22 protein-coding genes are annotated in these 25579 nt (G+C 71.7%); 18 read left to right on the forward strand and 4 right to left on the reverse strand.

The features are described from left to right. The first annotated feature begins 26 nt into the window (after nucleotides 1–26). The 8 genes from rimO to AHOG_RS08970 all read left to right on the forward strand — a co-directional run bounded on the left by rimO (nucleotide 27) and on the right by AHOG_RS08970 (nucleotide 7605). On the forward strand, nucleotides 27–1469 hold the full coding sequence (gene rimO / locus AHOG_RS08935; RefSeq protein ID WP_093940926.1) for a 30S ribosomal protein S12 methylthiotransferase RimO: 1443 nt from the start codon (nucleotides 27–29) through the stop codon (nucleotides 1467–1469). Beyond that, entirely contained in the window at nucleotides 1466–2080 is a 615-nt protein-coding gene (gene pgsA, locus AHOG_RS08940) for a CDP-diacylglycerol--glycerol-3-phosphate 3-phosphatidyltransferase (RefSeq protein WP_093940927.1), read from the forward strand. The genes rimO and pgsA overlap by 4 nt, the downstream gene beginning before the upstream one ends. Nucleotides 2081–2304: 224 nt before the next feature. Continuing rightward, nucleotides 2305–2784: a CinA family protein gene (locus AHOG_RS08945; protein WP_093944301.1), complete on the forward strand. Its 480-nt coding sequence runs from the start codon at nucleotides 2305–2307 to the stop codon at nucleotides 2782–2784. A gap of 120 nt (nucleotides 2785–2904) precedes the next feature. Further along, on the forward strand, nucleotides 2905–3345 hold the full coding sequence (locus AHOG_RS08950; RefSeq protein WP_093940928.1) for a helix-turn-helix domain-containing protein: 441 nt from the start codon (nucleotides 2905–2907) through the stop codon (nucleotides 3343–3345). A gap of 106 nt (nucleotides 3346–3451) precedes the next feature. Beyond that, on the forward strand, nucleotides 3452–4207 hold the full coding sequence (locus AHOG_RS08955; protein WP_093940929.1) for a hypothetical protein: 756 nt from the start codon (nucleotides 3452–3454) through the stop codon (nucleotides 4205–4207). 125 nt (nucleotides 4208–4332) lie between these two features. Beyond that, on the forward strand, nucleotides 4333–5151 hold the full coding sequence (locus tag AHOG_RS08960) for a PspA/IM30 family protein (RefSeq protein ID WP_093940930.1): 819 nt from the start codon (nucleotides 4333–4335) through the stop codon (nucleotides 5149–5151). A gap of 12 nt (nucleotides 5152–5163) precedes the next feature. After that, nucleotides 5164–5949: a phage shock envelope stress response protein PspM gene (pspM, locus tag AHOG_RS08965; RefSeq protein ID WP_093940931.1), complete on the forward strand. Its 786-nt coding sequence runs from the start codon at nucleotides 5164–5166 to the stop codon at nucleotides 5947–5949. Nucleotides 5950–6345: 396 nt separating this feature from the next. Further along, on the forward strand, nucleotides 6346–7605 hold the full coding sequence (locus tag AHOG_RS08970) for a uracil-xanthine permease family protein (RefSeq protein WP_093940932.1): 1260 nt from the start codon (nucleotides 6346–6348) through the stop codon (nucleotides 7603–7605). A gap of 479 nt (nucleotides 7606–8084) precedes the next feature. Here the strand turns inward: AHOG_RS08970 and AHOG_RS08975 are convergent, their stop codons facing one another. Next, entirely contained in the window at nucleotides 8085–8882 is a 798-nt protein-coding gene (locus AHOG_RS08975) for a ParA family protein (protein ID WP_425427593.1), read from the reverse strand. Nucleotides 8883–9073: 191 nt separating this feature from the next. Between AHOG_RS08975 and AHOG_RS08980 the strand changes: the two genes are divergently transcribed. From AHOG_RS08980 to AHOG_RS08990, 3 genes are all read left to right on the forward strand, one after another. Further along, nucleotides 9074–9856, forward strand: coding sequence for a class I SAM-dependent methyltransferase (locus tag AHOG_RS08980; protein ID WP_093940934.1), 783 nt, complete (start codon nucleotides 9074–9076; stop codon nucleotides 9854–9856). A 216-nt stretch (nucleotides 9857–10072) separates the two neighbouring features. Beyond that, on the forward strand, nucleotides 10073–10486 hold the full coding sequence (locus AHOG_RS08985) for a DUF3040 domain-containing protein (protein ID WP_093940935.1): 414 nt from the start codon (nucleotides 10073–10075) through the stop codon (nucleotides 10484–10486). Between the two features lie 93 nt (nucleotides 10487–10579). After that, a complete protein-coding gene (locus AHOG_RS08990) occupies nucleotides 10580–10798 on the forward strand; it encodes a hypothetical protein (protein ID WP_093940936.1) in 219 nt (72 codons plus the stop codon). A gap of 503 nt (nucleotides 10799–11301) precedes the next feature. Here the strand turns inward: AHOG_RS08990 and AHOG_RS08995 are convergent. The 3 genes from AHOG_RS08995 to AHOG_RS09005 are packed head-to-tail and all read right to left on the reverse strand — an operon-like array spanning nucleotide 11302 to nucleotide 16079. Continuing rightward, nucleotides 11302–13752 (reverse strand): transglutaminase TgpA family protein, encoded by a 2451-nt coding sequence (locus tag AHOG_RS08995; RefSeq protein ID WP_093940937.1) that lies wholly within the window; start codon nucleotides 13750–13752, stop codon nucleotides 11302–11304. Next, entirely contained in the window at nucleotides 13749–15026 is a 1278-nt protein-coding gene (locus AHOG_RS09000) for a DUF58 domain-containing protein (protein ID WP_093940938.1), read from the reverse strand. The genes AHOG_RS08995 and AHOG_RS09000 overlap by 4 nt, the downstream gene beginning before the upstream one ends. A gap of 60 nt (nucleotides 15027–15086) precedes the next feature. Next, nucleotides 15087–16079, reverse strand: a complete 993-nt coding sequence (locus tag AHOG_RS09005; protein WP_245856930.1) for an AAA family ATPase — start codon at nucleotides 16077–16079, stop codon at nucleotides 15087–15089. A 660-nt stretch (nucleotides 16080–16739) separates the two neighbouring features. Between AHOG_RS09005 and mraZ the strand changes: the two genes are divergently transcribed. The 7 genes from mraZ (at nucleotide 16740) to mraY (ending at nucleotide 25218) form a co-directional block, all read left to right on the forward strand. After that, nucleotides 16740–17171, forward strand: a complete 432-nt coding sequence (gene mraZ / locus AHOG_RS09010; RefSeq protein ID WP_093940939.1) for a division/cell wall cluster transcriptional repressor MraZ — start codon at nucleotides 16740–16742, stop codon at nucleotides 17169–17171. A gap of 215 nt (nucleotides 17172–17386) precedes the next feature. Continuing rightward, entirely contained in the window at nucleotides 17387–18373 is a 987-nt protein-coding gene (gene rsmH, locus AHOG_RS09015; protein ID WP_093940940.1) for a 16S rRNA (cytosine(1402)-N(4))-methyltransferase RsmH, read from the forward strand. Continuing rightward, on the forward strand, nucleotides 18370–18999 hold the full coding sequence (ftsL, locus tag AHOG_RS09020; RefSeq protein ID WP_157736726.1) for a cell division protein FtsL: 630 nt from the start codon (nucleotides 18370–18372) through the stop codon (nucleotides 18997–18999). Before rsmH ends, ftsL begins: the two co-directional genes overlap by 4 nt. A gap of 23 nt (nucleotides 19000–19022) precedes the next feature. Beyond that, nucleotides 19023–20843, forward strand: coding sequence for a peptidoglycan D,D-transpeptidase FtsI family protein (locus AHOG_RS09025; RefSeq protein WP_245856658.1), 1821 nt, complete (start codon nucleotides 19023–19025; stop codon nucleotides 20841–20843). 264 nt (nucleotides 20844–21107) lie between these two features. Continuing rightward, a complete protein-coding gene (locus AHOG_RS09030; protein WP_093940943.1) occupies nucleotides 21108–22649 on the forward strand; it encodes a UDP-N-acetylmuramoyl-L-alanyl-D-glutamate--2,6-diaminopimelate ligase in 1542 nt (513 codons plus the stop codon). Further along, nucleotides 22646–24148 carry a UDP-N-acetylmuramoyl-tripeptide--D-alanyl-D-alanine ligase gene (locus AHOG_RS09035; RefSeq protein WP_093940944.1) on the forward strand — a complete coding sequence of 501 codons (1503 nt, stop codon included), beginning with the start codon at nucleotides 22646–22648 and terminating at the stop codon, nucleotides 24146–24148. Before AHOG_RS09030 ends, AHOG_RS09035 begins: the two co-directional genes overlap by 4 nt. A gap of 20 nt (nucleotides 24149–24168) precedes the next feature. Next, entirely contained in the window at nucleotides 24169–25218 is a 1050-nt protein-coding gene (gene mraY / locus AHOG_RS09040; RefSeq protein WP_221438486.1) for a phospho-N-acetylmuramoyl-pentapeptide-transferase, read from the forward strand. Nucleotides 25219–25579: the final 361 nt, after the last annotated feature.

Consider the following 25579-nt stretch of genomic DNA (forward strand, 5'->3'; position numbering starts at 1 on the left):
CACCACCTGCCACTCGCCGCGTCGCCATGGTCACCCTCGGATGCTCTCGAAACGAGGTGGACTCCGAGGAGCTGGCCGGACGGCTCTCGGCCGACGGCTGGGACCTGGTCGAGCCCGACGGTCCGGAGCGGCCCGACGTCGTCATGGTGAACACCTGCGGCTTCATCGAGTCGGCGAAGAAGGACTCGGTGGACACGCTGCTCGCCGCCGCCGACACCGGCGCGAAGGTCGTCGCCGTCGGCTGCATGGCCGAGCGGTACGGCGTCGAGCTGGCCGATCAGCTTCCCGAGGCCGACGCGGTGCTGGGCTTCGACCATTACCCGGCGGTCGCCGAGCGGCTCGACGACGTCGTCGCGGGTCGCGCCCTCGCCTCGCACACCCCGACCGACCGCAGGCTGCTGCTGCCCATCTCGCCGGTGCGGCGCCCCACCGCCGCCGAGGACGTCACGGTGCCCGGTCACGCCTGGGGGCCGACGGTCCTGCGACGCAGACTGGACGACGCCCCGGTGGCCCCGTTGAAGCTCGCCTCCGGCTGCGACCGCCGCTGCACCTTCTGCGCCATCCCCTCCTTCCGAGGCGCCTTCGTCTCCCGCACGGCCGACGAGGTCCTCGCCGAGGCGGCCTGGCTGGCCGAGCACGGTGTCCGCGAGCTGTTCCTGGTCAGCGAGAACTCGACGTCCTACGGCAAGGACCTCGGCGACCTGCGGGCACTGGAGAAGCTGGTGCCGCGCCTGGCCGCCGTCCCCGGCGTCGAGCGGGTGCGGGTCTCCTACCTCCAGCCCGCCGAGACCCGGCCGGGGCTGATCGACGCCATCGCGACCACACCCGGCGTCGCCCCTTACTTCGACCTGTCCTTCCAGCATTCCAGTGAGTCGGTGCTCCGCCGGATGCGCCGGTTCGGCTCCACTGAGTCCTTCCTGGCCCTCATCGATCAGATCCGCGCCAAGGCCCCCGAGGCGGGGCTGCGCAGCAACGTGATCGTCGGGTTCCCCGGGGAGACCGAGGCGGACGTCGCGGAACTGGAGGACTTCCTCACCAGAGCCCGGCTCGACGTGGTGGGCGTCTTCGGCTATTCGGACGAGGACGGCACCGAGGCGGCGGACTTCGACGGCAAGGTCGACGCCGACGTGATCGCCGAGCGGGTCGCCAGGGTCTCCTCGCTGGTGGAGGAGCTGACCGCGCAGCGCGCGGAGGAACGTGTCGGCGAGGAGGTCACCGTGTTGGTGGAGCGAATCGAGACCGAGGACGAGGACTGTGCGGGTCGCGCCGCACACCAGGGTCCCGAGGTGGACGGGGAATGCGTCTTCAGCGAGTCCGACGGCCTGAAGGTCGGCGATCTCGTCCGGGCCAGGGTGATCGGGTCGGAGGGCGTCGACCTCATCGTGGAGCCGATCCGGGCTGAGCCGGTAGGCACGGGGTCGACGGGCACGGGTCTGGTCGGCACGGGTCCGGGAGGGCAGCAGTCGTGACCGCCGCCGCCGATGACACCGTCGAGCCGACGCCGACTCCGGTCCCCGTCGTCAACGTCGCCAACGCGCTGACGGTCTTCCGTCTCCTGCTCGTCCCGGTGTTCCTCTTCGCGCTGTTGGACGACGGCGGTGAGAGCACCACCTGGCGGCTGGTGGCGACCGGGATCTTCCTCCTCGCCGCCGCCACCGATCGCCTGGACGGGGATCTGGCACGCAAGCGCGGGCTCATCACCGACTTCGGCAAGATCGCCGACCCCATCGCGGACAAGATGCTCATCGGCTCGGCGTTGATCGGCCTGAGCATCCTGGGCGAGCTGCCCTGGTGGGTCACCGGCCTGGTGCTGGGGCGTGAGCTGGGCGTCACCCTGCTGCGGTTCTGGGTGATCCGCCACGGCGTCATCCCGGCCAGCCGAGGCGGCAAGGTCAAGACGATCGCGCAGATCGTCGCCATCGTGCTCTATCTCCTGCCGCTGCCCGCCGGGTTCGCCTTCGCCGTCGGCACGGTGATGGCGGTGGCGGTCGGACTGACTCTGGCCACCGGAGTCGACTACGTGGTGCGGGCGGTGCGGCTGCGGGCCAGGGGACGCAGGGCGATCGCGGGAGCTCCGTGACCTCGGCCGAGTCATCCGCCCGGGCGTCGGCGAGATCGGCGAGCGTGCGTGTCGTGCGGGCCGGGACGGCTCCGACAGGGCCCCCGGAGACAGGGCCCCCGGAGACAGGGCCCCCGGAGACGGAGTCCTCGGAGACGGAGTCCCGGAAGATCGGAGATCGGCCCGCCGAGCCTGCGGTGTTCGAGGCGGTGGTGCGCACCGACGCACTGCTGCGCTGCGTGGCGATGCTGCGGGACCGGGGGCAGACCTTCGCGGTCGCCGAGTCGCTGACCGGCGGGCTCGTCGGAGCCGCCGTCACCGCGATCGACGGCGTGAGCGAGGTGTTCCGCGGCGGCCTGGTGGTGTACGCCACGGACCTCAAGTCCGAGCTGGCCGCCGTCGACCCGGCGTTGCTCGCCGAGCACGGCGCGGTCCATCCCGACGTGGCCGGGCAGCTGGCGGACGGCGCGCGACGGCGCTGCCGCGCGGACTGGGGAATGGGCCTCACCGGCGTCGCGGGCCCCTCGGCGCAGGACGGCGTGACACCCGGGACGGTGCATGTGGCCGTGTGCGGTCCGACACGCGGTCTGGTCCGCTCCGCCCGACTCGACGGCGACCGGGCGCGGGTCCGTATCGGCGCCGCCGAACTGGCCTTCGGGCTGCTGGCCGAGGCGATGACGGCGGATGTCCGCCGACCGCCCGCAGCCGGCGATCCGTTCGCTTGAGCGAACGCCGGGAACCTCTCGGCGTGGTCACACGTTCGCCATGGGCGGACTGGGGAGAAGAGTCGCTGACGGTGCCTGCGAGGCTCGGTACGGTGGTCTCACGGTGGAAGGAGACACAGGATGGCCGTCTTGCTGCGGGAGGCTATCGGCGAGCGGCTGCGCCACGAGCGCACCGCGCAACGTCGAACGCTTCGCGAGGTGTCGCGCATCGCCCGGGTGAGCCTGGGTTACCTGTCCGAGGTCGAGCGGGGGCGTAAGGAGGCCTCCAGTGAGCTCCTTGCCGCGATCTGCCACGCCCTGGAACTGGAGCTCGCCAGGCTCCTCGACGACGTGGCCACCGACATCCGAAGCGAACTCGACTCGGAGACGGTGCCCGTCCAGGCGCCTGCGGCCGCTGCCGCGGCGGCGGAGCGCTCGACCGGACACGGCACGGGAGAGATCGAGGGCGGCAGGCTGGTCCCCTCGATGATCGGCTCGGACCTGCGCGTCCAGCCCGTGCGCGGACGGGCGCGGCTCGGCTCGACGATGCAGATCACCAACAAGGTGGTGGTGGCGGCGTGAGGCGACCTCGCCCGGGCCGTCGCGCGATTCCCTAGAATCGATCCTCAGAGGCAGTTCGCCGGAGCACGGACGCCGGGGAGTCGTCGGTGGGAACGGGGGAGCAGCGGTGTTGACCACGATCGTCGCGGTGGCGGTGCTGGTTGCGGTCGCCGTCCTCGTGCTGCTCGTCGGTCACGCGAGGCGGCGGGGCGTCGCGGGTCGGGACGCCGACGCCGCGCGCTCGACCCTGGACAGCCCGGCACGCCAATGGCGTGCGCGCGGCGACAAGGCCGTGGCGCGCATCGAGGAGCTGACGGACTCCCGGCCGGAGCTGTCCGGTGTCCGGGCCGATGCCGAGGCCGTGGCGGCCGAGCTGCGGGAGACCGCGGGCCGGGTGGCCGTCCTCGACGAGGCGATCGCCTCCGTCCCCTCCCCGGAGCTGGCGGCGGGTCGGGATCGGCTGGTCGCCTCGGCGGAGTCCGGCGCCGAGGAGGACCGTGCCGAGCTGCTGGACGCGGCGCGGTCGGTCGATCAGGCGTTGGAGGCGGATCGGCGTCGACGAGCCTCCCGTGACGCGCTGCTCGCGAAGATGGCGGGCACGGTGGCGGGCCTGGAGGCCGCCGTGCTGGAGGTGCGCGAGTGGGTCGAACCGGTCGAGGGGTCGACGCTCACGGACGCGGCGCTCACGGACGCGACGGACCCCGCGCGATATGTCTCGAACACCGCCTCCCCCGATTCCGCCGCGCTCTCCCGGCCGGCGCCGCCCGCCCGGTCGGGCGCGTCCGCGGAGCTGGCCGAACGGCTGCAAGGCTTACGGGAGGGGCTGGTCGAAGTGCGGCGGCTGCCGGAGCACGGCTCCCCGCCCGCTCAGGGACCGCCCTGATATCTACCGGGGGCGGTGGAACCCGATGAGCGCACCTGACACGATGTAATGGGAATCGGAACCGGGTCAGTGCTCGGAAGCGGTCTAGGTGAAGTCCGAGTGGTTAGAGAAGGCAGGCGGAGGAGATGGCCAACCCGTTCGTGAAAGCTTGGAAGTACCTCATGGCGGCGTTCTCGTCGAAGATCGACGAGCATGCCGACCCCAAGGTGCAGATCCAGCAGGCCATCGAGGAGGCACAGCGGCAGCACCAGGCTTTGTCTCAGCAGGCCGCAGCCGTCATCGGTAATCAGCGCCAGTTGGAGATGAAGCTCAATCGGCGTCTCGGCGACGTCGAGAAGCTTCAGGCCTCGGCGCGGCAGGCCCTGGTCATGGCGGAGGACGCCATGGCCAAGGGTGACGCGGAGAAGGCGACGCAGTACGAGAACAGCGCGCAGGCCTTCGCGGCTCAGCTCGTCAGCGCCGAGCAGGAGATCGAGGACCTCAAGAGCCTGCACGACTCGGCGATCCAGGCCGCGGGCGAGGCCAAGCAGGCCGTCGAGCGCAACTCGATGCAGCTCCAGCAGAAGATCGCCGAGCGCACCAAGCTGCTCAGCCAGCTGGAGCAGGCGAAGATGCAGGAGCAGGTCTCCAGTTCGTTGCAGAGCATGAGCGAGCTGGCCGCGCCGAAGAACACCCCGAGCCTCGACGAGGTGCGGGACAAGATCGAGAAGCGCTACGCGACGGCCATGGGCCAGACGGAGCTGGCGAAGAACTCGGTTCAGGGCCGGATGCTGGAGGTTCAGCAGTCGACCATGGACATGGCGGGCTCGTCGCGTCTGGAGCAGATCCGTGCCTCGATGCGGGGCGGCGGCGCCGCGGGCGAGGTGACCAGCGGTCAGGCTGCGCCGCAGCCCGCGACGCAGGCCATCCAGCAACCGGGTCAGCAGCAGCCGGGTCAGGCCTAGTCTTCGACGACGATGGCAACCGACAACCGCGACTGGGCGAGGTACGCGACCTCGGTCGGCCGGCTCGGCAGTGAGCTGGCCGACGAGGTCCGTCGTGGTGTCGCCACCTGGCGGGACCCGAGGGCCAAGGCGGAGCGACGTCGCAAGCGTGCCAGGCGTGGCCTCGCGTTCCGGGTGGGCCTGGCCGCGCTGACGGGGGCCGGGGCATTCCTGATCGGCAGTGATCCGGGGATCGAGTTCGGCGAGGTGGTGCTGGGCGGTGTCGCCGTCGTGGCCACCGCCTCGTCGGTCTCCTCCGCGGTCCGGGTCAGCCGGTTGTATCGAACCCCGCTGCCCGAGGCCGCCGCGCCGCCACCGGAGCTGCCTCCGGTGGGCTCGGCCGCTCGGGCGCCGATCCAGCGGCTCACCGTGGCGGAGGAGAGCCTGCGCGAGCTGCTGGACCGGCTGAGTGAACCCGCGTCGGGCGTCCCGGTGGACTCGGTGGTGCAGATCCGTCTCACCGCCGCGGACGCGGCCTCCGCGGTGCACGACGGTGCCCAGCGCCTTCAGGCCGTGGAGCGGGCCGCCGAGGCGGCTCCCGCCGCCGAGCGTGCCGCGTTGACGCCGGAGATCCGGCGGCTGGCCGAACAGCTCGAGGAGAGCGTCGACGGGTACGGCAGGCTGGTCGCCGCGGCGGGACGGGCGGTGGCGGCCTCGGCCTCGGCTGCCGAGCCTCAGGCCGCGCTCACCGACGCATCGGATCGGCTGGCCGGCCTGGCCGCCGCGCTGCGTGAGCTGTCGCGCGGGCCGGGGCTCTGAAGGCCGGCCCGTCCTGGCCCGGGTGTGCCCGCTCCAGTCGGGGCACGGAGGAGTGATCGGGGGCGGTCCGGGAGCCCGCTGTAGGTGACGCGGGTCCCGGCCGGCTCCGGGCCGTGGTGGCTCCGGGCTGGCTCGTTCGCGGGCGGGCGGGCCGGTTTCGCTCGGTGATCCGCCGCCTAGGCCGGATTCGCGTAGTCGGGCGAGGCGTGTCGACGTTGCCGCGAAGCGTGTGTCCTGCACGCACTGGCCGCTACGTTCCGTGACATATTTTCGGCATTTTTGCCGATCGAGCGGGATTTCTTCGTACATCCGAGTGATATCGGATAGTTATCTGCCGAATTTGGCTACAACCCGTGGCAGGATCGCCCACTACAGCACCTGTCGGGGGTGAGGTAGTTGGCGCTGTGGGCTGTCCGCGGTGGCGGTGGTCGCTCGATACCGGACGGCGTGGCCGTCGCGGCTGATGAACGGCTGAGCTGGCCGGTGACCATCGGTTTCGGCTTGCAACACGTCTTCGCCATGTTCGGCGCCACCGTGCTGGTGCCGTTACAGACCGGCTTCCCCGTCACCACCACGTTCCTGTTCTCGGGGCTGGGCACCCTGCTGTTCCTGCTCGTCACCCGGAATCGCGTGCCCAGCTATCTCGGCTCCTCCTTCGCGTTCATCGCCCCGCTGAGCGCCGCGCAGGCCGAGGGCGCAGCGCCCGCCGTGCTGTTGGGCGGTGTGCTCGTCGCCGGGCTGCTCCTGGTCATGGTGGGCATCGCGGTCAAGGCACTGGGCGTGCGGCTGTTGGACTCGTTCATGCCACCGGTGGTCACCGGCGCCGTCGTGATGCTGATCGGCTTCACACTGGCGCCGACGGCCGTCGACGACGTCCGTGCCCAGCCGGGCATCGCCCTGATGACGCTGCTGAGCGTCATCGGCATCGCCATCCTGGGACGCGGGATGCCCGCCAGGCTGTCCGTCCTCCTCGGAGTCGCGGTGAGCTGGCTGGTGGCCGTGCTGGTGGACGGCGTCGACCCGGCCGGCGTCGCCCGGCTCGCCGAGGCGCCGTGGATCGGGGTGCCCGAACTGACCGCCCCGATGGTGTCGCCTTCGACGACGCTGCTCGTGCTGCCGGTGATCCTGGTCGTGGTCGCCGAGACCGTCGGGCACGTCAAGGCCGTCGCGGCCGTCACCGGACGAGACCTCGACGGCAGCGTCGGCGACGCGCTGATCGGCAACGGACTGGCCACCGCCATGGCCGGGGCGGGCGGCGGCTCCGCGACGACGACCTATGCCGAGAACATCGGCGTCATGGCGGTGACGCGGGTCTACTCCACGGCGGCCTATGTGATCGCCGCCGTGATCGCCCTGCTCCTGTCGTTCTCGCCGAAGCTCGGCGCCGCGATCCTCACGATGCCGCTCGGCGTGCTGGGCGGAGCGACGATGGTCCTCTTCGGACTCATCGGTCTGGTGGGAGTCCGCATCTGGATGGACAACCGGGTGGACCTCGGTGATCCGGTGAACCTGCTCGTCGCGGCGGCGGCGCTGATGGCGGGCGTCGGCGACCTCACCTTCGTGGTCGGCGGCGTCGAACTCGGCGGCGTCGTGTGGGGATCGCTGCTCGTCGTCGTGCTGTACCCGCTGCTGAACAAGCTGTCGCGGCGGCGCTAGGACCGGTGCCGAGCCGATCGGGAACCCGTCCGCCCGCCCGCCTCGACGATGTCCGGCCGCCGGTCGAGCGGATATCGTGCGCCCCCGGCGACGCAGGCTCTCCCGCCGTGCCTCGCCTGTCCGCGGCGGGTGAGGCGGGAATCGCGCCGGGAGGTCAGGCCCGAGGTCGACGCGGCCCTTCCTCGGGTTCCCGCGCCCGCGTGAGGCGGTCGGGTCCGTCTCGGCCTGATCCAGTCGTCGAGCGGCCTCCTGCGACCCGTGGCGGCTCGCCCGGACCGGGCCGGACCGAGACGTCCACGCCGACGGCACACCGCGGGGCCGGTGTCTCCGATCGAGCGTGGGCCTTCTCGGTTCGAGCGGTCGGCGTCGACGGCGACAGGCTGTCGAGGTCGGGCGCCGTCACGGCCTTCGGCTCGTTCCACGCCCCCGCCCCCGCGTCCTCGGCCGGGCCGGTGACGGGGTGCCGCGCGTGGTGCTGCTCAGCCGCTTTCGGACTCGTCGGTGACGGGCTGCCGGATTCGGCGTGCGCGGCCGGCCCGCAGCACCCGCGCCAGCAGCAGGTTGAAGGCCAGAGAGACCTCCCTGGCACCGGGCGTGCCCCACTGGTGAATCGGCATGCACGCGCCCTGCGCCTGCTGCACCGCGAGTCGGTCTGGGAGCACGACCGGCATCACCAACGGGCCGAAGATCTCCCGCAGCTCGTTGATCCGGAACTGGTGTTCGTGAGACCGCGGCCGGACGCGGTTGACCACGACCCCCAACGGCTGGAGATCGGGGTTGTTCTCGTCGCGCTCGTGCTGCACGGCCTCGAAGGCGCGCTGCACGCCCGAGACCGCGAACATCGTCGGCTCCGCGACCAGCAGCGCCCGATGCGCGGCCACCAGCGCCGACCGCGTGAGCCTGCCCAGCGACGGCGGGCAGTCAAGCAGGACGAGCTGGAACGGCCGTTCCTGCGCGAGGTTCAGCTCGTTGACGGCGCCGAGCACCCGCGACAGCGTCGACAGCCGGTTCAGGCTCGGATCGGGGACGTTGTGCAGCTCGGCGTCCTCCGAGCCGACCAGGACGTGGACGTCCTCACCCCAGCCACTGGGCACGATGGCGGAGGCCAGCACCGACGGGCTCGGATCGGCGAGGACGTCGGCGAGATCCGCCTCGGCGTCCTCGGGTTCCAGAGCCGACGTCGCATTGCACTGCGGGTCGAGGTCGACGACCAGGGTGCGCAAGCCGCGTCGCATGGCTGCCGAAGCCAGTCCCAGCGCGACGGTCGTCTTGCCCACACCACCTTTCAGGCTGAGGACTGCCACGGTATGCACGGGTGCAGCCTACGGGCAGTGGCCAGTGGGGCAGGCAGTGCTCGGCCGCACTTCCGCATCGAATGAGACACCTGGTGCGTTCCGGCGTCGACTCGCCCGCGTTCCGATCGCGTCCTCGCCCGAGGTGTGCAGGCAGGGCCGTTAGGCTCTCCGCCATGCGTTCCGAGGCCGTCCACCGCGTTCTGATCGCCGAGCTCGCCGCCGCGCGCGCCCGGCAGGCGGGCCGTGCTCCCCGCGTCCTGGACGTCGGCGGCGGCACCGGCGTGTGGGCGGTGCCCATCGCGGCGTCCGGCTGTGCCGTCACGGTGATCGACTCGAGTCCGGACGCCCTGGCGACGCTGCGTCGCCGTGCGGCCGACGCGGGCGTCGCGGATCGCGTGTTCGGCGTGCAGGGCGACATCGAGACGCTCGGCGACCTGGTGCCGTCCGGCGACGTCGACCTCGTGCTCGGCCACGACGTGCTGGAGTTCGTCGACGACCCGGCCGCCGCGCTCCGGTCGCTCACGGCCGTGCTGGTGCCCGGCGGGGCGGTCTCGGTGCTGGTGTCCAATCGCTATGCGGCCGTGATCCAGCGGACGCTCGCCGGTCGACTCGACGAGGCCTGCGAGCTGTTGACCGATCCGGCGGGACGTCTGGGCTCGCGCGACGGCACGCCGAGCCGGGACCCGCTGCTCCGGCGGTTCGACGCCGCCGGTCTGGCGGCCCTCTTCCGCGAGGCCGGGCTGACCGAGGCGACGATGCAGGGCGACGGAGTGCTCTCCGACCTCGTTCCCGGCACCGTGCCGCCGACCTCGCTCGCGACCGGGGAGACTCTGACGGAGCTCGAGCGTGCGGCCGTCGGCCACCCCGCGCTGCTGGCGACGGCCACCAGACTGCACGCACTGGGCCGTCGCGCCGCCGACCCCGTCTCGTCGGAAGTCGAGTCGATCACAGGCTGATTTCGAGAAATGCCTGCTCAGCGACGTTCGAGTCTCCAACACCGCTCGACGGCCGCCGAGTTCGTGGCATTCGAAAACGCTCTGGTGCCCAGACCGGGTAGTCGAGGCTCGCTGTGCCTCGTATCCTTAGGGGTGACACCCCACGCGAGGTGTCCGCCGGGGTCTAAGGCCACGAGACCATCCGGTGCCCGCGACCCCAGTGCCGGAGGAGGAGCAATGCCACTCTCCGAGCACGAGCAGCGACTGCTCGATCAGATCGAGCGCGCGCTCTATGCCGAGGACCCGAAGTTCGCCTCCAGCGTGCGTGGAGCACGACTACGCAAGCCTGCCAGGCGTCGCCGCCTGCAAGGCATCACGTTGCTGGTGGTCGGTCTCGTCATGCTGGTGCTGGGGGTGGTCCTGCCGGTACGTGTGGCGGACATCCCGATCATCAGTGTCCTCGGCTTCCTGCTCATGTTCGGTGGTGTCGCCCTGATGCTGATGGCTCTCCGCTCAACACCGGCGGAGGGCGAGGAGGCTCAGGGCGAGGCCGCGGAAGAGAGTGCGGCACCGCCGTCGCGCCGTCCGAGGAGCTCCTTCCAGCAGCGCATGGAGGAGCGATTCCGCAGGCGCATGGACGGTGATCGCTGATCACGTGTTCCGGTCGCCGTCCCTCCCGGTGAGGGCGGCGACCGGAACGGTGTTCGCGGACGCCGTTCGCGAGCGGACACACCGTCGACGTCGTTGGATCACGGCACGCGGACGTTCTCGTCCCCACCGGGCAGGCGGCTCGACCTGACCGAGGCCGCGCCCGGCCGATCCCGCCGCATGCGGGGCCGGGCGGCACAGCCGTTCGACGGCTCGCCTCGACTCTCCATCGCGGTCAGGGCGTTCGTCGGCACCGGCCGCCGAGCCGATCGAGGGGGCGGTCTCCTGCATGAGATCCCGTCCCACGCGCTGTGATCCCGTCATGTCTCCGCGGTCCGCATGACCGGTGGGGCGTCGTCGTCCGCCGACGGCCTCGCCGAGCCCGAGCGGCCGCGACGGCCGTGTTCCCGGCGGCTCGCCGCCTACGGACGGGATAACACCCGATCGGGTGGATGTACAGAGTCCGAGGGCGGGTCGAACCGGCGACCGCGTGAGTCCGGGCGGCTCTGGGGCGTCGAAAGGCCGGGATCGGCCGACGTCGCATCCGTCGGGAACCTGCGGCCGGGCAGCGCGCCGTGTCCGCCGCGGCGGAGCCGCGGGCGCGGCGGTCCGTGATCCTGATGAGGTCCGTGCCCGACGGGCCGCCCGACGCGCGTCCGAGATCCCGCGCGCCGGGGCACACCGCGAAAGGGCGTAGGCAGGCATGGGCGCGCACACCGGACCTCGGCGACCACCGCGAGCCTTGCGCGCTTCGCGCGAGGAGACCCCGCCCGGCGGCGCGGCGGGCGATCCCGACCGGGCGGCCCGTCGCGGCCGCGTCAGGCCTGCCCGGTCCGGCCTCGCGGCCGCAGCACCGAGCGCGGCAGCAGCCGAGCCGTCCACGACATCGGCGAACTCTGCCGCAGACTCCGCGTGACGGTGTGCATGGCCGCGGGCAGCGCGGGATCGACTGCGGTCGCCCGCCCGTACCAGGCGCGTTCGACCTCGGAGACCAGGGCGCCGATCGCCTGCGCGCCCTGCGGATCAAGGGAGAACTGCCGAATCAGCCTGCTCGCCGTGGTGCGCGCCGTCTCGCTGGGGCCGACGTCGGCGCCCCGATCGCCTGCCTCGGCGAGCAGCTCTCGCCAGGCGGCGCTCGCAGCACCGGGGCCCAGGGCGGAGATCACGCGAAACCGGGCCGTCCGCTGTCGAGAACGTACGAAGGCGGGGCCCGAGAGTCCGCAGAGCGCCGCCAGCGGCGCCAGCGGCACCCACCACCACTCGGCCGTCCCGACGGGGAGCGCCAGCCACCACAGCCACGGCAGCACCACGGCGAGGCCGCAGGCGAGCTGGATCGCCCGCAGGGCGGCCCTGCCGTCGGCGTCGGGTGGACCGGCGCGCCCGGCCCCGCCCGGCGCGGCGGCTCGTCCACGGCGCCACAGCAGCACCGCCGCGGCGGTCGCCGCCGACAGCATCACCGCGCTCCAGATCCACAGCGCGGCAGGCGGGGCGCCCTTCCGCGGAGTGCTGCCGGTGCCCAGACTCGAATCGGTCGTGGCGGAGTCGTCCGAAGCGGACGTGGTCGTCGTGTCCGGGTCCGTCGGCGCCGTGTCCTCGGTGGGCGTCGGCGAGTCCGGTCGTTCTTCGCTCAGGTCCTCGTTCAGGTAGCTCGGGGTGATCATGCGGCCGTCCGACGGCGTCGGCTCGAAGGTCACCCACCCGACGCCCTGGAAGTAGGCCTCCACCCAGGCATGCGCCTCGCGGGTTCCGATGACCCGGTACTCGCCCGCGTTGTAGCCGCCGGTGAAGCCGAGCGCCACCCGGGAGGGTACGCCGACGGTCCGAAGGAGGGCGGCCATCGCCGAGGAGAACTGCTCGCAGTACCCGGTCCGGGACTCCAGCACGAAGTCGCTCAGCGCGTCGGAATGGCTGCCCTGCTCGGTCTCCAGGCTGTAGGTGAAGCCGTTCTCGGGATCGGTGAAGAAGTCGTTGAGGGCCTTGGCCCGGTCGGCGGCCGTCGGCGCGTCCGCGGTGATCTCCGCGGCCAGGTCGATCACCTCGGCCGGGATGCCCTCGGTGTCGAGATACCGCGGGTCGACGTCGACGGGAGCGGGCGCGGCCTGGAGCTCGGCGAAGTCGGGTGTGCTGAGCGAGGTCTCCACGGAGTACGGCTCGGCGATCTGCCGATCGCCGTAGACGGTGCCGCTGCGCTCGTCGTACCGCCAGCTCTCGTCCACGCCGCGCAGGGCGGTCGGCATCCCGTAGACGGGCAGCCACGGGTCCTCGAAGTTCGTCGGCTCGATCTCCACGCTGACGACCTCCGACGGGACCGGCGTGCCGACCGGCAGCGGCAGGGCGCCCTCGGCGGGACCGCCGTCCTGGAGCGGCCCCATCTCCCAGCCTTCCCCCGCGACGTACTGATCGAGGGTGAACAGCCGGAGATATCGAGGCTGTTCCAGGCCTCGAACCCGGAACAGTTCCACGTCGTTCTGGTTCAGCTGGCCCCGCAGCGAGGTGAAAGGCTGGAACCCGATGCCCTGGGTGACGCCGCCGGTACCGGGAATCCGGCCGTCGGTGCCGATGAAGGTCAGCGTCGATCCGGCGCCCAACGCCAGCGCGGCGGCCGCGGCCGTGATCGCCACCATGGGGGAGCGACCCGGCTCGGTGCGTCCGGAGCCCGCGCCGCCCGCTCGTCGCCACCCCAGCGCCTTGAGTCTCCCGTCCACCGCGAGCAGCGTGGCGAAGCCGACGGCGCCGAGGACGAACGTCCACCACGGCAGCAGCTCCGGTGCCAACGACGCGGGCACCGCGAACACGGTGAGCAGGACGAGACCCGCCGCGGCGGGCGCCTTGGCCGAGACCGCGAGTAGGTCCACCAGGATCGCCACCAGCCCGAGCGCGGCCACCAGCACCGCGGTGATCGCCGCCGTGGTCTCGATCGGCGGGATGCCGACCCGCACCTCGCCCGCGGCCTGGAAGAGCAGCGTCTGGAGATCCTCCACCGCCTCCGGCCCGGGCAGGATCATCAGGACGCCTCGCCTGCTGAAGACGGCTGTGATCAGGAAGACCAGCACGATGAACTGGAGCGCCGCCACCAGCGGCGCGGGGACTTGGAGCGTCCGCAGCAGGATGCCCGTGCTGACGATCGCCACGACGGCCACGACGGCGAACAGCAGCCAGCTGATCGGCGCCACCACCCCCGCGATGGCCGTGGCGGCGCAGAGCACCGCGCCGCCTGCGACGGCCGCCGTCACGGAGTCCTGCTCCCGTGTCGTCCACGACACGCTCATGCGTTCCTCCCGTGATCGCCCGCGATGACGGCGGCACCCCGTCGCAGATCCGCGTGACACAGTTCGGCCCAGATCGCGCTCATCAGCTGGTCGGGTCGCGCGACGACCACCGACCAGCCCGCCGCGCGCAGCAGAGCCGCGGCCGGGGCGGGATCGGGGGCGGCAGGCTGATCCGAACCGGCCCACGCGCGCACGTCGAGCAGCACCGCCGCGCTGCGCAGTCCACGCGGTCGATGTCGGGCCAGCTCCGCAGCGGCGCCGGGCGTGACCGCGCCGAGCACGGCGAAGGTCTCCTGTCCCGCTCCCGGATCACTGGTCCACCGGAGGTCACGTCGATGGGACGGAGCCACCATCGCGAGCGCGTCGAGCACCGCGTCGTCGCCATGGCCGCCGTCGCCGGTTCCGCCCGCCAGCACCTGGCCGTCGTCGGTGCACAGCCGCACCTGGTGACCGAAGCGGTGCAGGTGCGCGCAGACGCTGGCCGCGAACGAGACGGCCCATTCCAGGCTCGACGTCGGGCCGGCTCCCCGGTGCGCCGCCGACCTCGTGTCCAGCAGCACGGTGGTCCCACCCCGCCATGGACGGTCCTCGACGCGCACCATCAGCTCGTCCCGGCGTGCCGTCGACTTCCAGTGCACCTTGCGCAGATCGTCGCCCTGGCGATACGGGCGGACGATGGCGTCGTCCTCGCCCTGGCCCGAGCGCAGTCGGATCGAGCCGTCCTCGCCCGCGCCCAGCCCGGAGCCGCCCGGCACGCCGTGCAGCGGCTGCACCGTCGGGACCACGATCAGTGTGGACGTCCCCGCGGTCTCCCGGTCGTACTCGGCGAGGCCGAAGCTGTCGGTGACCTTCAGCAGCAGCGGGCCGACTCGGTGAAAGCCTCGAGTCGACGGCCGGACCCGATAGCTCAGCAGCAACGGCCTGCGCTGGCGCGGCCGTGGGGTGAGGAAGCGCGGACGTTCGCCGACCGCATAGGGAACGGAGTCCTCCAGCAGTAGCGACCCGCCGCGCAGCCTGCCCCGACCCCAGAGCCGCAGCCGCACCTCGGCGGAGTGGCCTGCCTGCACCCGGGTGGGGACGACGAGTCGTTCCACCGCCACACTCGTGCTCGACCGGCTCGCGACCCCGGCCGCGATCAACGGCAGCGCGATGGTGAACAAGGCCACCCTCGCGAGGTCGCGTTCGTTGAGCACCAGAGCGCACAGCGCGGCCGCGATGCCCGCCGCCAGCAGGCAGCGCCCTCGGGTGGTCAGTCCTGACAGTGCCCTGCGCATCGTCCGCCTCGAACTCGACATCGTGACATCGGTGATCGTCGCCGGAGCGTCCCGACGCGGTCAGCCCGGCTGTCCTGGCGTGGGCCATCCGCCGGGCGGTCCGGCCGGCGGCGCGGGCGCCGCGCCGCCCTGTGGAACGGGAACACGGTGCAGCAGGGCGCGCACGAGTTCGACCGCCGTCCGTCGCGAGGCGTGGGCCTCGGCGGTGAGCACCAGCCGGTGAGCGAGGACCGGAACGGCCACCGCCTGCACGTCGTCGGGAACGACGAAGTCGCGGCCCAGCAGGGCGGCCTGTGCCCTGGCCGCCTTCACCAGGTGCAGCGTGGCCCTGGGCGAGGCGCCCAGCCGCAGCTCGGGCAGCCGCCTGCTGGCGGCCACCAACTCCACCGCGTAGCGCTTGACCTCGGCGGCCAGGTGGACGCCGCGCACCGCCTTGACGAGTTCGAGGACGTGGGCGGCGGTGGAGACCGGTCGCAGGTCGGCCATCGGATCGTGCCCGGAGTGCTCGTCGACCATCGCCAGCTCGGCCTGCGGATCGGGGTAGCCGATGGAGACCCGAGCGGTGAACCGGTCCCGTTGTGCCTCGGGAAGGGCGTAGGTGCCCTCCATCTCGACCGGATTCTGCGTGGCGACCACCATGAACGGCTCGCCGAGCGGATAGGTCGTGCCGTCCACGGTCACCTGATGCTCGGCCATGCACTCCAGCAGTGCCGACTGGGTCTTGGGCGAGGCACGGTTGATCTCGTCGCCCACGACGATGTTGGCGAAGACCGGCCCGGGCCGGAACTCGAACTCGGAGTTCTGCCGGTTGTAGATGGAGACGCCGGTGATGTCGCTCGGCAGGAGATCGGGGGTGAACTGGATGCGGCTGACCGTGCAGTCGATCGACTTGCCCAACGCCTTGGCGAGAGAGGTCTTGCCCACCCCGGGCACGTCCTCGACGAGCAGGTGCCCCTCGGCGAGGAGGGTCACCATCGCCGTGCGCACCACGTCCGACTTGCCGACCAGCACTCGCTCCACATTGGCCGCGATGGCTCCCGCGACGTGCTGCACCTCGTTGAGGCCAGGCGCCGATCGAGTCTCGGGCTGCCCGCCATGTGGCGCCGACGGCGGCGCGGTGGGGTGAATACTCGACGTCACACGACCTCCTGTGCTGTTCGGTGCCGCCGCGGCCGGTGGACCTCTGGGGTTGGCGAGGCACGGAGGGGCGATGACCGGAGTGCGTCACGTCGGTCGACGGTGTGTGCCGACGTCAGGCTGTCGGTCGCGCACCGAGCGGCGAGCAGCGTCCCACTCAGTCTGTCAAACCTCGGTGCGGCGGCCCATGCCGGCTGAAGGTCCTTCGCCACCTGCCGCGGTGTGCCGTCGCCTCGCTTCGAGGGTCCGGCGGCCGCGTTCCCCACCACCGCCCACCGCGCGACCTCCTCCGCCGGGCGGGCCCCGGCGGATACTCCGATCGGGCCCGGATGATGCGGCCTGCTTCTCGCGCGATCGGGTGGTTCCCGGGCGCGCTTTCGCCGGGGGGCTCCGCAGGCCCCACCGCGCCCCACCTCGGAGCGCACGTCTCTCAACAGTCGAAACGTCCGCGCGGCGGCGCCCTGGCCTGCTCGTTTCGCGTTGACTGTGGTGCGCGGTGGGGTAATGTGGCCGCCGGTGGGGCAGACGGGGGCCCCGTCGCCGATCCCGTCGGATCGGTGGGGGAGGTGACGCGCGATGTTCCTCGGCACGCACACTCCTCGACTCGACGACAAAGGCAGGCTGACGCTTCCTGCCCGATTTCGCGACGCGCTGGCAGGGGGGTTGATGATCACCAAGGGACAGGATCACTGCCTCTTCGTCTTCCCCCGCGCGGTGTTCGAGGAGATGGCCCACAAGGTCGCGCAGGCACCGTTCACCAACGAGTCGGTGCGGGCGTATCAGCGGTACCTGTTCGCGGGCACCGACGAGCAGCGGCCCGACGGGCAGGGCCGGATCTCGATCACCTCGGACCTGCGGCGCTACGCGGGTCTCACCAAGGACTGCGTTGTCATCGGCGCGATCAGCAGGCTGGAGATCTGGGACGCCTCGGCGTGGGAGCGTTACCTGGAGGATCACGAGGACGGCTACGCACAGGCTCGTGAGGAGGTGCTGCCCGGCGTCTTCTGAGTCGGCGGAGCCCCGTGGCGCGGGCGTTCCCCGCCGAGAAGGCGGTGAGCGCGGTTCGGATGCTGTGAGGCCTCGGTCCGCTCGGTCCACGGTCCTGGCACACCTTCCCCGGTGTCAGGGCAGACGGGCGGGCGGGGACCTGACGGTATCCGCCCTGGTGATCACGCGACAATTCAGCACAGTTCGCAGTCGCACCACCGTGGGAGGGGGCCACCATGACAGAGAAGAACACGCCGTCGAGGGCGAACGGCCGGGCCCGACACGTGCCGGTCCTGCTGGACCGGACGTGGGAACTGCTCAGACCCGCGCTGACCGGCGATCGGCCGGTGCTCGTCGACGCCACGCTGGGACTCGGCGGGCACACCGAGGCATTCCTGACCGCCTGTCCGAAGCTCACCGTCGTCGGCATCGACCGCGATCCGCACGCGCTGCGGCTGGCGGGCGAGCGGCTGGCCGGCTTCGGTGATCGGGCGAGACTCGTGCCTGCCGTCTACGACGAGCTGCCGGAGGCGTTGGCCGGACTGGGCATCTCGCGTGTCGACGGAGTCCTGTTCGACCTGGGCGTCTCCTCGATGCAGCTCGACGAGGCGGGACGCGGCTTCGCCTACGCCCAGGACTCCCCGCTGGACATGCGGATGAACCCGGAGAGCGGGCCGACCGCCGCCGACGTGCTCAACGAGTACCCCGCTCGCGAACTGACCAGAGTGCTGCGCGTCTACGGCGAGGAGCGGTTCGCCTCTCGGATCGCCGCCGCCGTCGTCCGCGAACGTGCCAAGGAGCCGTTCGTCACCAGCGGCAGGCTCGTGGAGCTGATCTACGACTCGGTGCCCGCCGCGACACGGCGTACCGGCGGCCATCCCGCGAAGCGGACCTTCCAGGCGTTGCGCATCGAGGTGAACACCGAACTCGACGTGCTGGGCCGGGCGATCCCCGCCGCGGTCGACGCGCTGCGGCTGGGCGGGCGGGTGGTGGTGCTCTCGTACCACTCGCTGGAGGACCGCATCGTCAAACAGGCGCTGGTCGGTCGCGCGCGGTCCACCAGCCCGGAAGGGCTGCCCGTCGAACTTCCCGGACACGGGCCGGAGCTGCGGCTGCTGGTACGGCGAGGAGAACAGGCGAGCGAGGAGGAGGTGGCGGTCAACCCGAGGGCCGCCTCCGTGCGGCTGCGTGCCGCCGAGCGGATCAAGGAGGCGTCGGGATGACCACGGGAATGCGGACCCCCGGCCGCGCCGGTCGCAGCAGGACGGCGACCAGCATCCAGACGGCCCGCCGGGGACGTCGTCGACGCCTCTCGGCCGTGCTGCCTCGGAGACGCCCCGGCTCCGCGCCGAGGGCGCCGTTCGTGCTGCTGGTGATGGCGTTGCTCAGCGCGGGTCTGATCGGCACGCTCTGGCTCTCCACCTCGGCGGCCTCGGATTCCTACGAGCTCAGCGACCTGCATGCCGAGGTCGCCGCGTTGACCGAGGACACCGAGCTGCTGCGGCAGCAGGTGGCGGAGCTGGAGGCGCCGGGAACACTGGCGGAGAAGGCGGCCGAACTGGGCATGGTCCCCGTGGCGGACCCGGCACGACTGCTGGTGTCGCCGGACGGGTCGGTCGAACTGGTCGGTGAGCCGTGGCCCGCCGAGGCCGACACCGACGATCCGGACCCGGCCTCGGGCGCGGCGCCGGAATCGGGCGGCGGCGACCCCGAGCGGCAGGCGGGCCTGGTGCCGCCGGTGGGCGAGGAGGCCGACTCCGCCGAGGATCCCGGCGCTGAGCACTCCGGCACCGGGGATTCCGGCACCGCCGACGACGAGGCGGCCGCCGACGACTCCGAGGCCCCCTGATGCCGGAGGCCAGGAGCAGGGGGATGCGCCGCCAGGTCCAGGTCCGGGCGCGAAACCGGGTCCGATCGGACGTGCAGAACAATCATCGACGGCTGCGCGTCGGCAGGCTCTTCCTGGTGCTGTGTCTGCTGATGACCTCGGTGAAGCTCGTCGAGGTGCAGGTCGTTCAGGCGGGCACGATCTCCGAGGGCTCCGAGCGGCAGCGGCGCAACGACACCGTCGTCAACGCCGAGCGCGGCGCCATCCTGGACCGCAACGGCAGTCCGCTGGCGATCAGCATCGAGACCAGACAGCTCTTCGCGCAGCCCAGCGTCATCGAGCGGGTGCAGCGCGAGGAGGGGGAGGACCCGGCCGCCTACAAGCGGGAGATGGCGGCCTATCTCGTCGAGGTGCTCGGCGACGCCGTCGACGAGCAGGAGCTTCTCGACGACCTCCTCAGCGATCGGACCTTCGTCTATCTCGTCGACGGCGTCCAGCCGAGCCAGGCCGAACTGATTCGGCAGACGTACCCCGAGATCGGCAGCGAGTACCGCGCCCGCCGGAGCTATCCCGCTGGCTCGCTCGCCTCGAACATCCTCGGCTTCGCGAACTGGCGGCCGGACGAGAAGCTGGTCCGCGGCATCCACGGCCTGGAGAACTCCCGCAACGATCTGCTGGCGGGCGAGGACGGACTGCTCGTCGCGGACACCGCGGAGGGGTCACGGGTCGTCATCCCCGGTTCGTCGCACGTCGTCGAGCCCGCCGTGCCGGGTTCCGATCTGATGCTCACCCTCGACTCCGATCTGCAGTTCGTGGTGCAGGACCAGCTCACCCGCCACGTGGAGGAGACGGGGGCCGAGGGCGGCAGCCTGGTCGTGCTCGACGCGAGGACCGCCGAGGTCCACGCCATGGTCAACGACAAGACCTTCGATCCGAACAACACCGCGGGGGTGACCCCTGAGCAGCTCGCCAACCCCGCCGTCTCGCATCCCTTCGAGCCCGGCTCGGTGAACAAGATCGTCGCGGTCGCCGCCGCCGTCGAGGACGGGCTGCTGGCACCCGACGACGTGTTGCAGGTCCCAGGCTCGATCCAGGTCGCCGACCGGGTGATCCGCGACTCCTGGCCGCACGGGGTCGAGGCGATGACCGCGACGGGTGTACTGGCCCGTTCCTCCAACGTGGGCACCCTGATGATCTCCGACGAGGTCGGCGAGGACCGGTTCATGGAGATGCTCGGCCGGTTCGGGGTGGGGCGCCGCACCGACGTCGGCCTCCCCGGCGAGAGCGCGGGTCAGGTCCCGGCCAGGGAGAACTGGTCCGGCAGCACGTTCGGCAACCTGCCCATCGGGCAGGGCCTGAGCATGACGGCGTTGCAGATGGCGGGCATGTACCAGGCGTTGGCCAACGACGGCGTGCGCATCCCGCCGAGGATCATCGACGCGCGGATAGACCAGGACGGCGTCCGTACCGAGGAGCCCACGCCGGACGGGGTGAAGGTCGTCAGCCCGGAGACGGCGTCGACCGTGCGGGACATGCTGCGCGCGGTCGTGCAGGACGAGCCCGGCCAGCGGGGCACCGGGACGGGCGCCGCGCTGCCCGGATACCAGATCGCGGGCAAGACGGGCACGGCCCAGCAGCCGGACCCAGAGACCGGTGCCTACAGCAGCGTCGACGAGTGGATCACCTTCGCGGGCATCCTCCCCGCCGACGATCCGAGATTCGTGATCGCAGTGATGTTGGACGCACCGGAGCCCGGCACGTCGGCGGCGCCCCTCTTCCGCGAGGTGGCCTCCTACCTGACGCAGCGTCATGAGATTCCGCTGTCGCCGGAGCCGAGCCCGATCGTGACCCTGACCGAGCGCTGAGGCCGCCGGGCCGCCGGGAGACTCGATCTTCTCGGGCGACCTGCGCTCGGTCCGGATGACCGGGTGTGGACCTCGGCTCGACGGGGAACTCCGATCGCGTGTGGACTCTCCGGCGGCCCGCCACCGGGGGTGTTCGAGACCAGGGCGGATCCTCGCCTGTTACGCCATCGGAATCGACTGCTGGGACGGTCCCATGTGTCAGGTGTCGCGAGCCGCGTCGGTAGCCTTTCGCGCGTGTCAGCCCTCGCCTCCCCGAAAGCCGTCATGAAGGCGCCGAGACCGGCCCACGTGACGCCCAGTTCGGTGGCAGAACTCGCGAGCGTCGTGGCTGCCGGACTTCAGGTCGAGAAGACCAGTCTGACGCCGGACGCGCGAGTGGTCACCGGTGCCACTCTTCGTGCTCAGGACGTCCGCCCCGGTGATCTGTTCGCCGCCCTGCCGGGTGCCCGTGCGCACGGCGCGGACTTCGCCGATCAGGCGGCGGCGGCGGGTGCCGTCGCCCTGCTCACCGACGAGGAGGGCAGCAGACGCGCCGTCGCGGCGGGCGTCGCCCTGCCGACCCTGGTGCACCCCGACCCTCGGGCCGCGATCGGGCCGGCGGCCGCGCGGGTCTACGGCGATCCCTCGAAGCTGCTGCGCGTGCTCGGCATCACCGGGACCTCCGGGAAGACCACCACCTGCTATCTGATCGACGGCGGTCTGCGGGCGGCGGGCGTGTCGACCGGACTGGTGGGCACCGTCGAGACTCGGGTGGCGGGCGAGCGTCTGAACAGCGCCTTCACCACTCCCGAGGCGCCGGACCTCCAAGCGCTGTTCGCGCTGATGGTCGAGCGCGGTGTCGGACACGTCTCGATGGAGGTCTCCAGCCACGCGCTGTCGCTGGGGCGGGTGGGCGGCACCGAGTTCGCCGTCGGCGGGTTCACGAACCTCTCTCAGGATCACCTGGACTTCCACCGTGATCTCGAGGACTACTTCGCGGCCAAGGCTCGGCTGTTCGACGGCCGCGCCAGGCACGAGGTGGTCTGCGTCGACGGTGGCTGGGGCGCCCGGCTGGTCACCCCGGACACGATCACCGTCGCCACCGGAGCGGACGCCGAGGCATCCTGGTCCGTCCGTGACGCGCGCGCTCTGCCCACCGGGGAGCAGACCTTCGTCGCGCTCGGCCCGGACGGCGTGCGCCTCGACCTCCGGATTCGGCTGCCCGGACCGTTCAACATCGCCAACGCGCTGCTGGCCGCCGCGTGTCTGCACGCCGACGGCATCCCGGCCGACGCCATCGCCGCAGGCCTGTCCGCCGTGGACGTGCCGGGTCGGATGGAACGGGTCGTGGAGGGCCAGCCGTTCGTCGCGATGGTCGACTACTCGCACAAGCCCGGCGCCGTGGCCGCCGTGCTGGACGCCGCGCGCGCCCAGACCGAGGGCCGCGTGCTGGTGGTACTGGGCTGCGGCGGTGAACGCGATACGGGCAAGCGGCCTGCGATGGGTGAGGAGGCCGCCCGTCGCGCCGATCTCCTCGTCGTCACGGACGACAATCCGCGGGGCGAGGACCCGACCTCGATCCGCTCGGCGATGCTGACGGGCGCCCTGGCCGTCCCGAGGGCCCAGCGCGGCGAGATCGTCGAGATCGGCGATCGTCGTGCGGCGATCACCGAGGCGGTGGCCAGGGCCAGGCCCGGCGACATCCTGGTGGTCGCGGGCAAGGGGCATGAGACCGGGCAGCACGTGGGCGAGATCGTGCTGCCCTTCTCCGATCGCGATGTGCTCGCCGAGGCCGTCCGGGCCCGTGAGACCGAGGAGAACCGTTGATCAGACTCACGCTGGGCGAGATCGCCGAGGTCGTCGGCGGCAGGCTGCACCGGGCCGACGGGTCGGAGACGATCACCTCGACGGTGGAGTTCGACACACGGAAGCTGACCGAGGGCGGCCTGTTCGTCGCGCTGCCCGGCGAGCGGGTCGACGGACACGACTTCGCCGCTCAGGCCGTCGCGGCAGGCGCCGCAGGCGTTCTGGCGGCCCGTGCGGTGGACGCCCCGGCGGTGATCGTCCCGCCCGTCACGGAGTCGGATCGACCGGGCACTCCGGTGGCCCTGCTGGGTGACGCGAGCGGTGCCGGGGCGTCGGTGCTGGCCGCGCTGGCCGCCGTGGCGCGTGAGGTGGCGTCCCGACTGAGCCGGGCCGGGTTGACCGTCGTCGGGGTCACGGGCTCGTCCGGGAAGACCTCGACGAAGGATCTGATCGCACAGCTGTTGGAGCCGATGGGCGAGACCGTGGCGCCGCCCGGCTCCTTCAACAACGAGTTGGGGCATCCCTGGACCGTGCTGCGGGCCGACGAGCACACCCGGCATCTGGCGTTGGAGCTGTCGGCGCGCGGCCCCGGCCACATCGCCGAGCTGTGCTCGATCGCCCCGCCGCGCATCGGCGCCGTCCTCAACGTCGGCACCGCGCATCTCGGGGAGTTCGGCTCGCAGGAGGCGGTGGCCCGCACCAAGGGTGAGCTGCCCGCGGCGCTCCCCGCCGAGGCCGACGGCGGCGTGGCGATCCTCAACAGAGACGACCCGAGGGTGGCCGCGATGGCGGAGCGCACCTCTGCCAAGATCATCTTCTTCGGACACGGCAAGGACGCCGACGTGCGAGCGGTCGACGTGACCCTCGATCAGACGGCGCGGCCGAGCTTCCGGCTCGTCACTCCGCAGGGCGAGGCGCCGGTCAGCATGGAGCTGCACGGCGCCCACCAGGTGGACAACGCGCTCGCCGCCGCCGCGATCGCCCTGGAACTGGGGGCGTCCGTCGCGGAGGTCGCCGAGCGGCTGTCCACCGCCCGGCGGCGATCGGCGCGACGGATGGAGGTCACCGAGCGGTCCGACGGCGTCGTGGTGGTCAACGACTCGTACAACGCCAATCCCGAATCGGTGCGGGCCGCGCTGCGGACCCTCGCGTCGATGGCACGGGACACCGAGGGGGAGCCGCGCCGAAGCTGGGCGGTGCTCGGGGTGATGGGCGAGCTGGGGCCCGACGGCGTCGCCGCACACGACGAGATCGGCAGGCTGGCGGTCCGGTTGAACATCAGCAGGCTGGTGGTCGTGGGGGAGCAGGCCCGCCCGATGTATCAGGGCGCGGTCCTGGAAGGCTCTTGGGGGAACGAAGCGGTACTGGTGCCTGACGTGGCAGGCGCCGTCGATCTGTTGGGCGATCAGCTGCAGCCCGGTGACGTCGTGCTGGTCAAGGCGTCGAAGGTCGCCGAACTCTGGCGAGTGGCCGACGCGATCCTCGACGAGTCACGGGCATCGAACGGAGGCACTTCGTGAGACCGATCCTCATCGCGGCCATGGTCGCGCTTGCGGTATCGATCCTGCTCACCCCATACCTGATCCGAGTGTTCTCTCGGCAGGGCTTCGGCCAGGAGATTCGGGAGGAGGGACCGCAGAGCCACCAGGGCAAGCGCGGCACGCCGACCATGGGCGGCGTGGCGATCCTGCTGGCGATCTGGGCGGGTTACCTCGCCACGCACCTGACCGTCGGCGACGGGCCCACGGCCTCCGGACTGCTGGTCCTGATGCTCACCACGGTGCTGGGCATCGTCGGATTCCTCGACGACTTCCTCAAGATCCGCAAGCAGCGCAACCTCGGCCTGAACAAGACGGCGAAGCTCGTCGGGCAGTTCCTGGCCGCCGTGATCTTCGCCATCCTGGCCCTGCGATTCGCCAACGACCGGGGACTCACGCCTGCCTCCGTGCACCTGTCGTTCATGCGCGACATCGCGGTGGTCTCGTTCGGCGTCGTCGGTTTCGTGGTCTTCTGCAACATCGCGATCATGGCCTGGTCGAACGCGGTGAACCTGACCGACGGCCTGGACGGGCTCGCGGGCGGCAGCGCGGCCATGGTTCTGGCCAGCTACGTGCTGATCACCTTCTGGCAGTTCCGCTACGACTGCGGAATCCGGCCCACTCCCGGTTGTTACGACGTCCGTGACCCGTTGGACCTGGCGATCATCGCGGCCGCCGCGATGGCGGGCTGTATCGGCTTCCTCTGGTGGAACGCGGCACCCGCGAAGATCTTCATGGGCGACACCGGCTCGCTCGCCCTCGGCGGTCTGCTCGCGGGCCTGTCCATCACCAGCCGGACCGAGCTGCTCATGGTGATCCTGGGCGGCCTGTTCGTGGTCGAGGCGCTGTCGGTGAGCCTTCAGGTCGTCGTCTTCCGGACGACACGCAGACGAATGTTCCGCATGGCACCGTTCCACCATCACTTCGAACTGGGCGGCTGGGCGGAGACCACGGTCATCATCCGGTTCTGGCTGCTGTCCGGTGTCACCTGTCTGCTGGGTCTGGGCATCTTCTACAGCGACTGGGCGGGCGCGTCCGGTCTGACGCCGTAGCTCACCTCGGCGGCACCGTCGGTCGTCCACCGTGGAGAATCGCGGCAGCGGACGGCCGACGGGCAGGCGGCCCTCGGCGGACGGCGGCGGACACGGCATGCCGACAGGCCCGGGATCAGCCGCCTCGCTCCGCGAAGGCGAGGGACGAAGAACGCCGCATGAGCGGTGACGGCGGGCACGGCGAGGCTCGCCCGCGGCGAAGGACACACCGCGGCGCGGCTCGGTGCGCGTATCGGGTTCGGGCGGCGCGGCCCGAGCCCGCCGGGACGGCCGGGCACCGACGCCTCGGCGCTCCCGTGAGCTCGCCGCGGGGTTCGGCACGGCGGAACGAGACGGGATATGACGTGATCAGCAGGAGGAG

Source organism: Actinoalloteichus hoggarensis (assembly GCF_002234535.1).
In the GTDB taxonomy this organism is placed as follows: domain Bacteria; phylum Actinomycetota; class Actinomycetes; order Mycobacteriales; family Pseudonocardiaceae; genus Actinoalloteichus_A; species Actinoalloteichus_A hoggarensis.

Coding starts and splice junctions, on each gene's coding strand:
- rimO (WP_093940926.1), top strand. CDS start 27: ATGGTCACCCTCGGATGCTCTCGAAACGAGGTGGACTCCGAGGAGCTG.
- AHOG_RS08945 (WP_093944301.1), top strand. CDS start 2,305: ATGCTGCGGGACCGGGGGCAGACCTTCGCGGTCGCCGAGTCGCTGACC.
- AHOG_RS08950 (WP_093940928.1), top strand. CDS start 2,905: ATGGCCGTCTTGCTGCGGGAGGCTATCGGCGAGCGGCTGCGCCACGAG.
- AHOG_RS08960 (WP_093940930.1), top strand. CDS start 4,333: ATGGCCAACCCGTTCGTGAAAGCTTGGAAGTACCTCATGGCGGCGTTC.
- pspM (WP_093940931.1), top strand. CDS start 5,164: ATGGCAACCGACAACCGCGACTGGGCGAGGTACGCGACCTCGGTCGGC.
- AHOG_RS08980 (WP_093940934.1), top strand. CDS start 9,074: ATGCGTTCCGAGGCCGTCCACCGCGTTCTGATCGCCGAGCTCGCCGCC.
- AHOG_RS08985 (WP_093940935.1), top strand. CDS start 10,073: ATGCCACTCTCCGAGCACGAGCAGCGACTGCTCGATCAGATCGAGCGC.
- AHOG_RS08995 (WP_093940937.1), bottom strand. CDS start 13,752: ATGAGCGTGTCGTGGACGACACGGGAGCAGGACTCCGTGACGGCGGCC.
- AHOG_RS09000 (WP_093940938.1), bottom strand. CDS start 15,026: ATGCGCAGGGCACTGTCAGGACTGACCACCCGAGGGCGCTGCCTGCTG.
- mraZ (WP_093940939.1), top strand. CDS start 16,740: ATGTTCCTCGGCACGCACACTCCTCGACTCGACGACAAAGGCAGGCTG.
- rsmH (WP_093940940.1), top strand. CDS start 17,387: ATGACAGAGAAGAACACGCCGTCGAGGGCGAACGGCCGGGCCCGACAC.
- ftsL (WP_157736726.1), top strand. CDS start 18,370: ATGACCACGGGAATGCGGACCCCCGGCCGCGCCGGTCGCAGCAGGACG.
- AHOG_RS09025 (WP_245856658.1), top strand. CDS start 19,023: ATGCGCCGCCAGGTCCAGGTCCGGGCGCGAAACCGGGTCCGATCGGAC.
- AHOG_RS09030 (WP_093940943.1), top strand. CDS start 21,108: ATGAAGGCGCCGAGACCGGCCCACGTGACGCCCAGTTCGGTGGCAGAA.
- mraY (WP_221438486.1), top strand. CDS start 24,169: ATGGTCGCGCTTGCGGTATCGATCCTGCTCACCCCATACCTGATCCGA.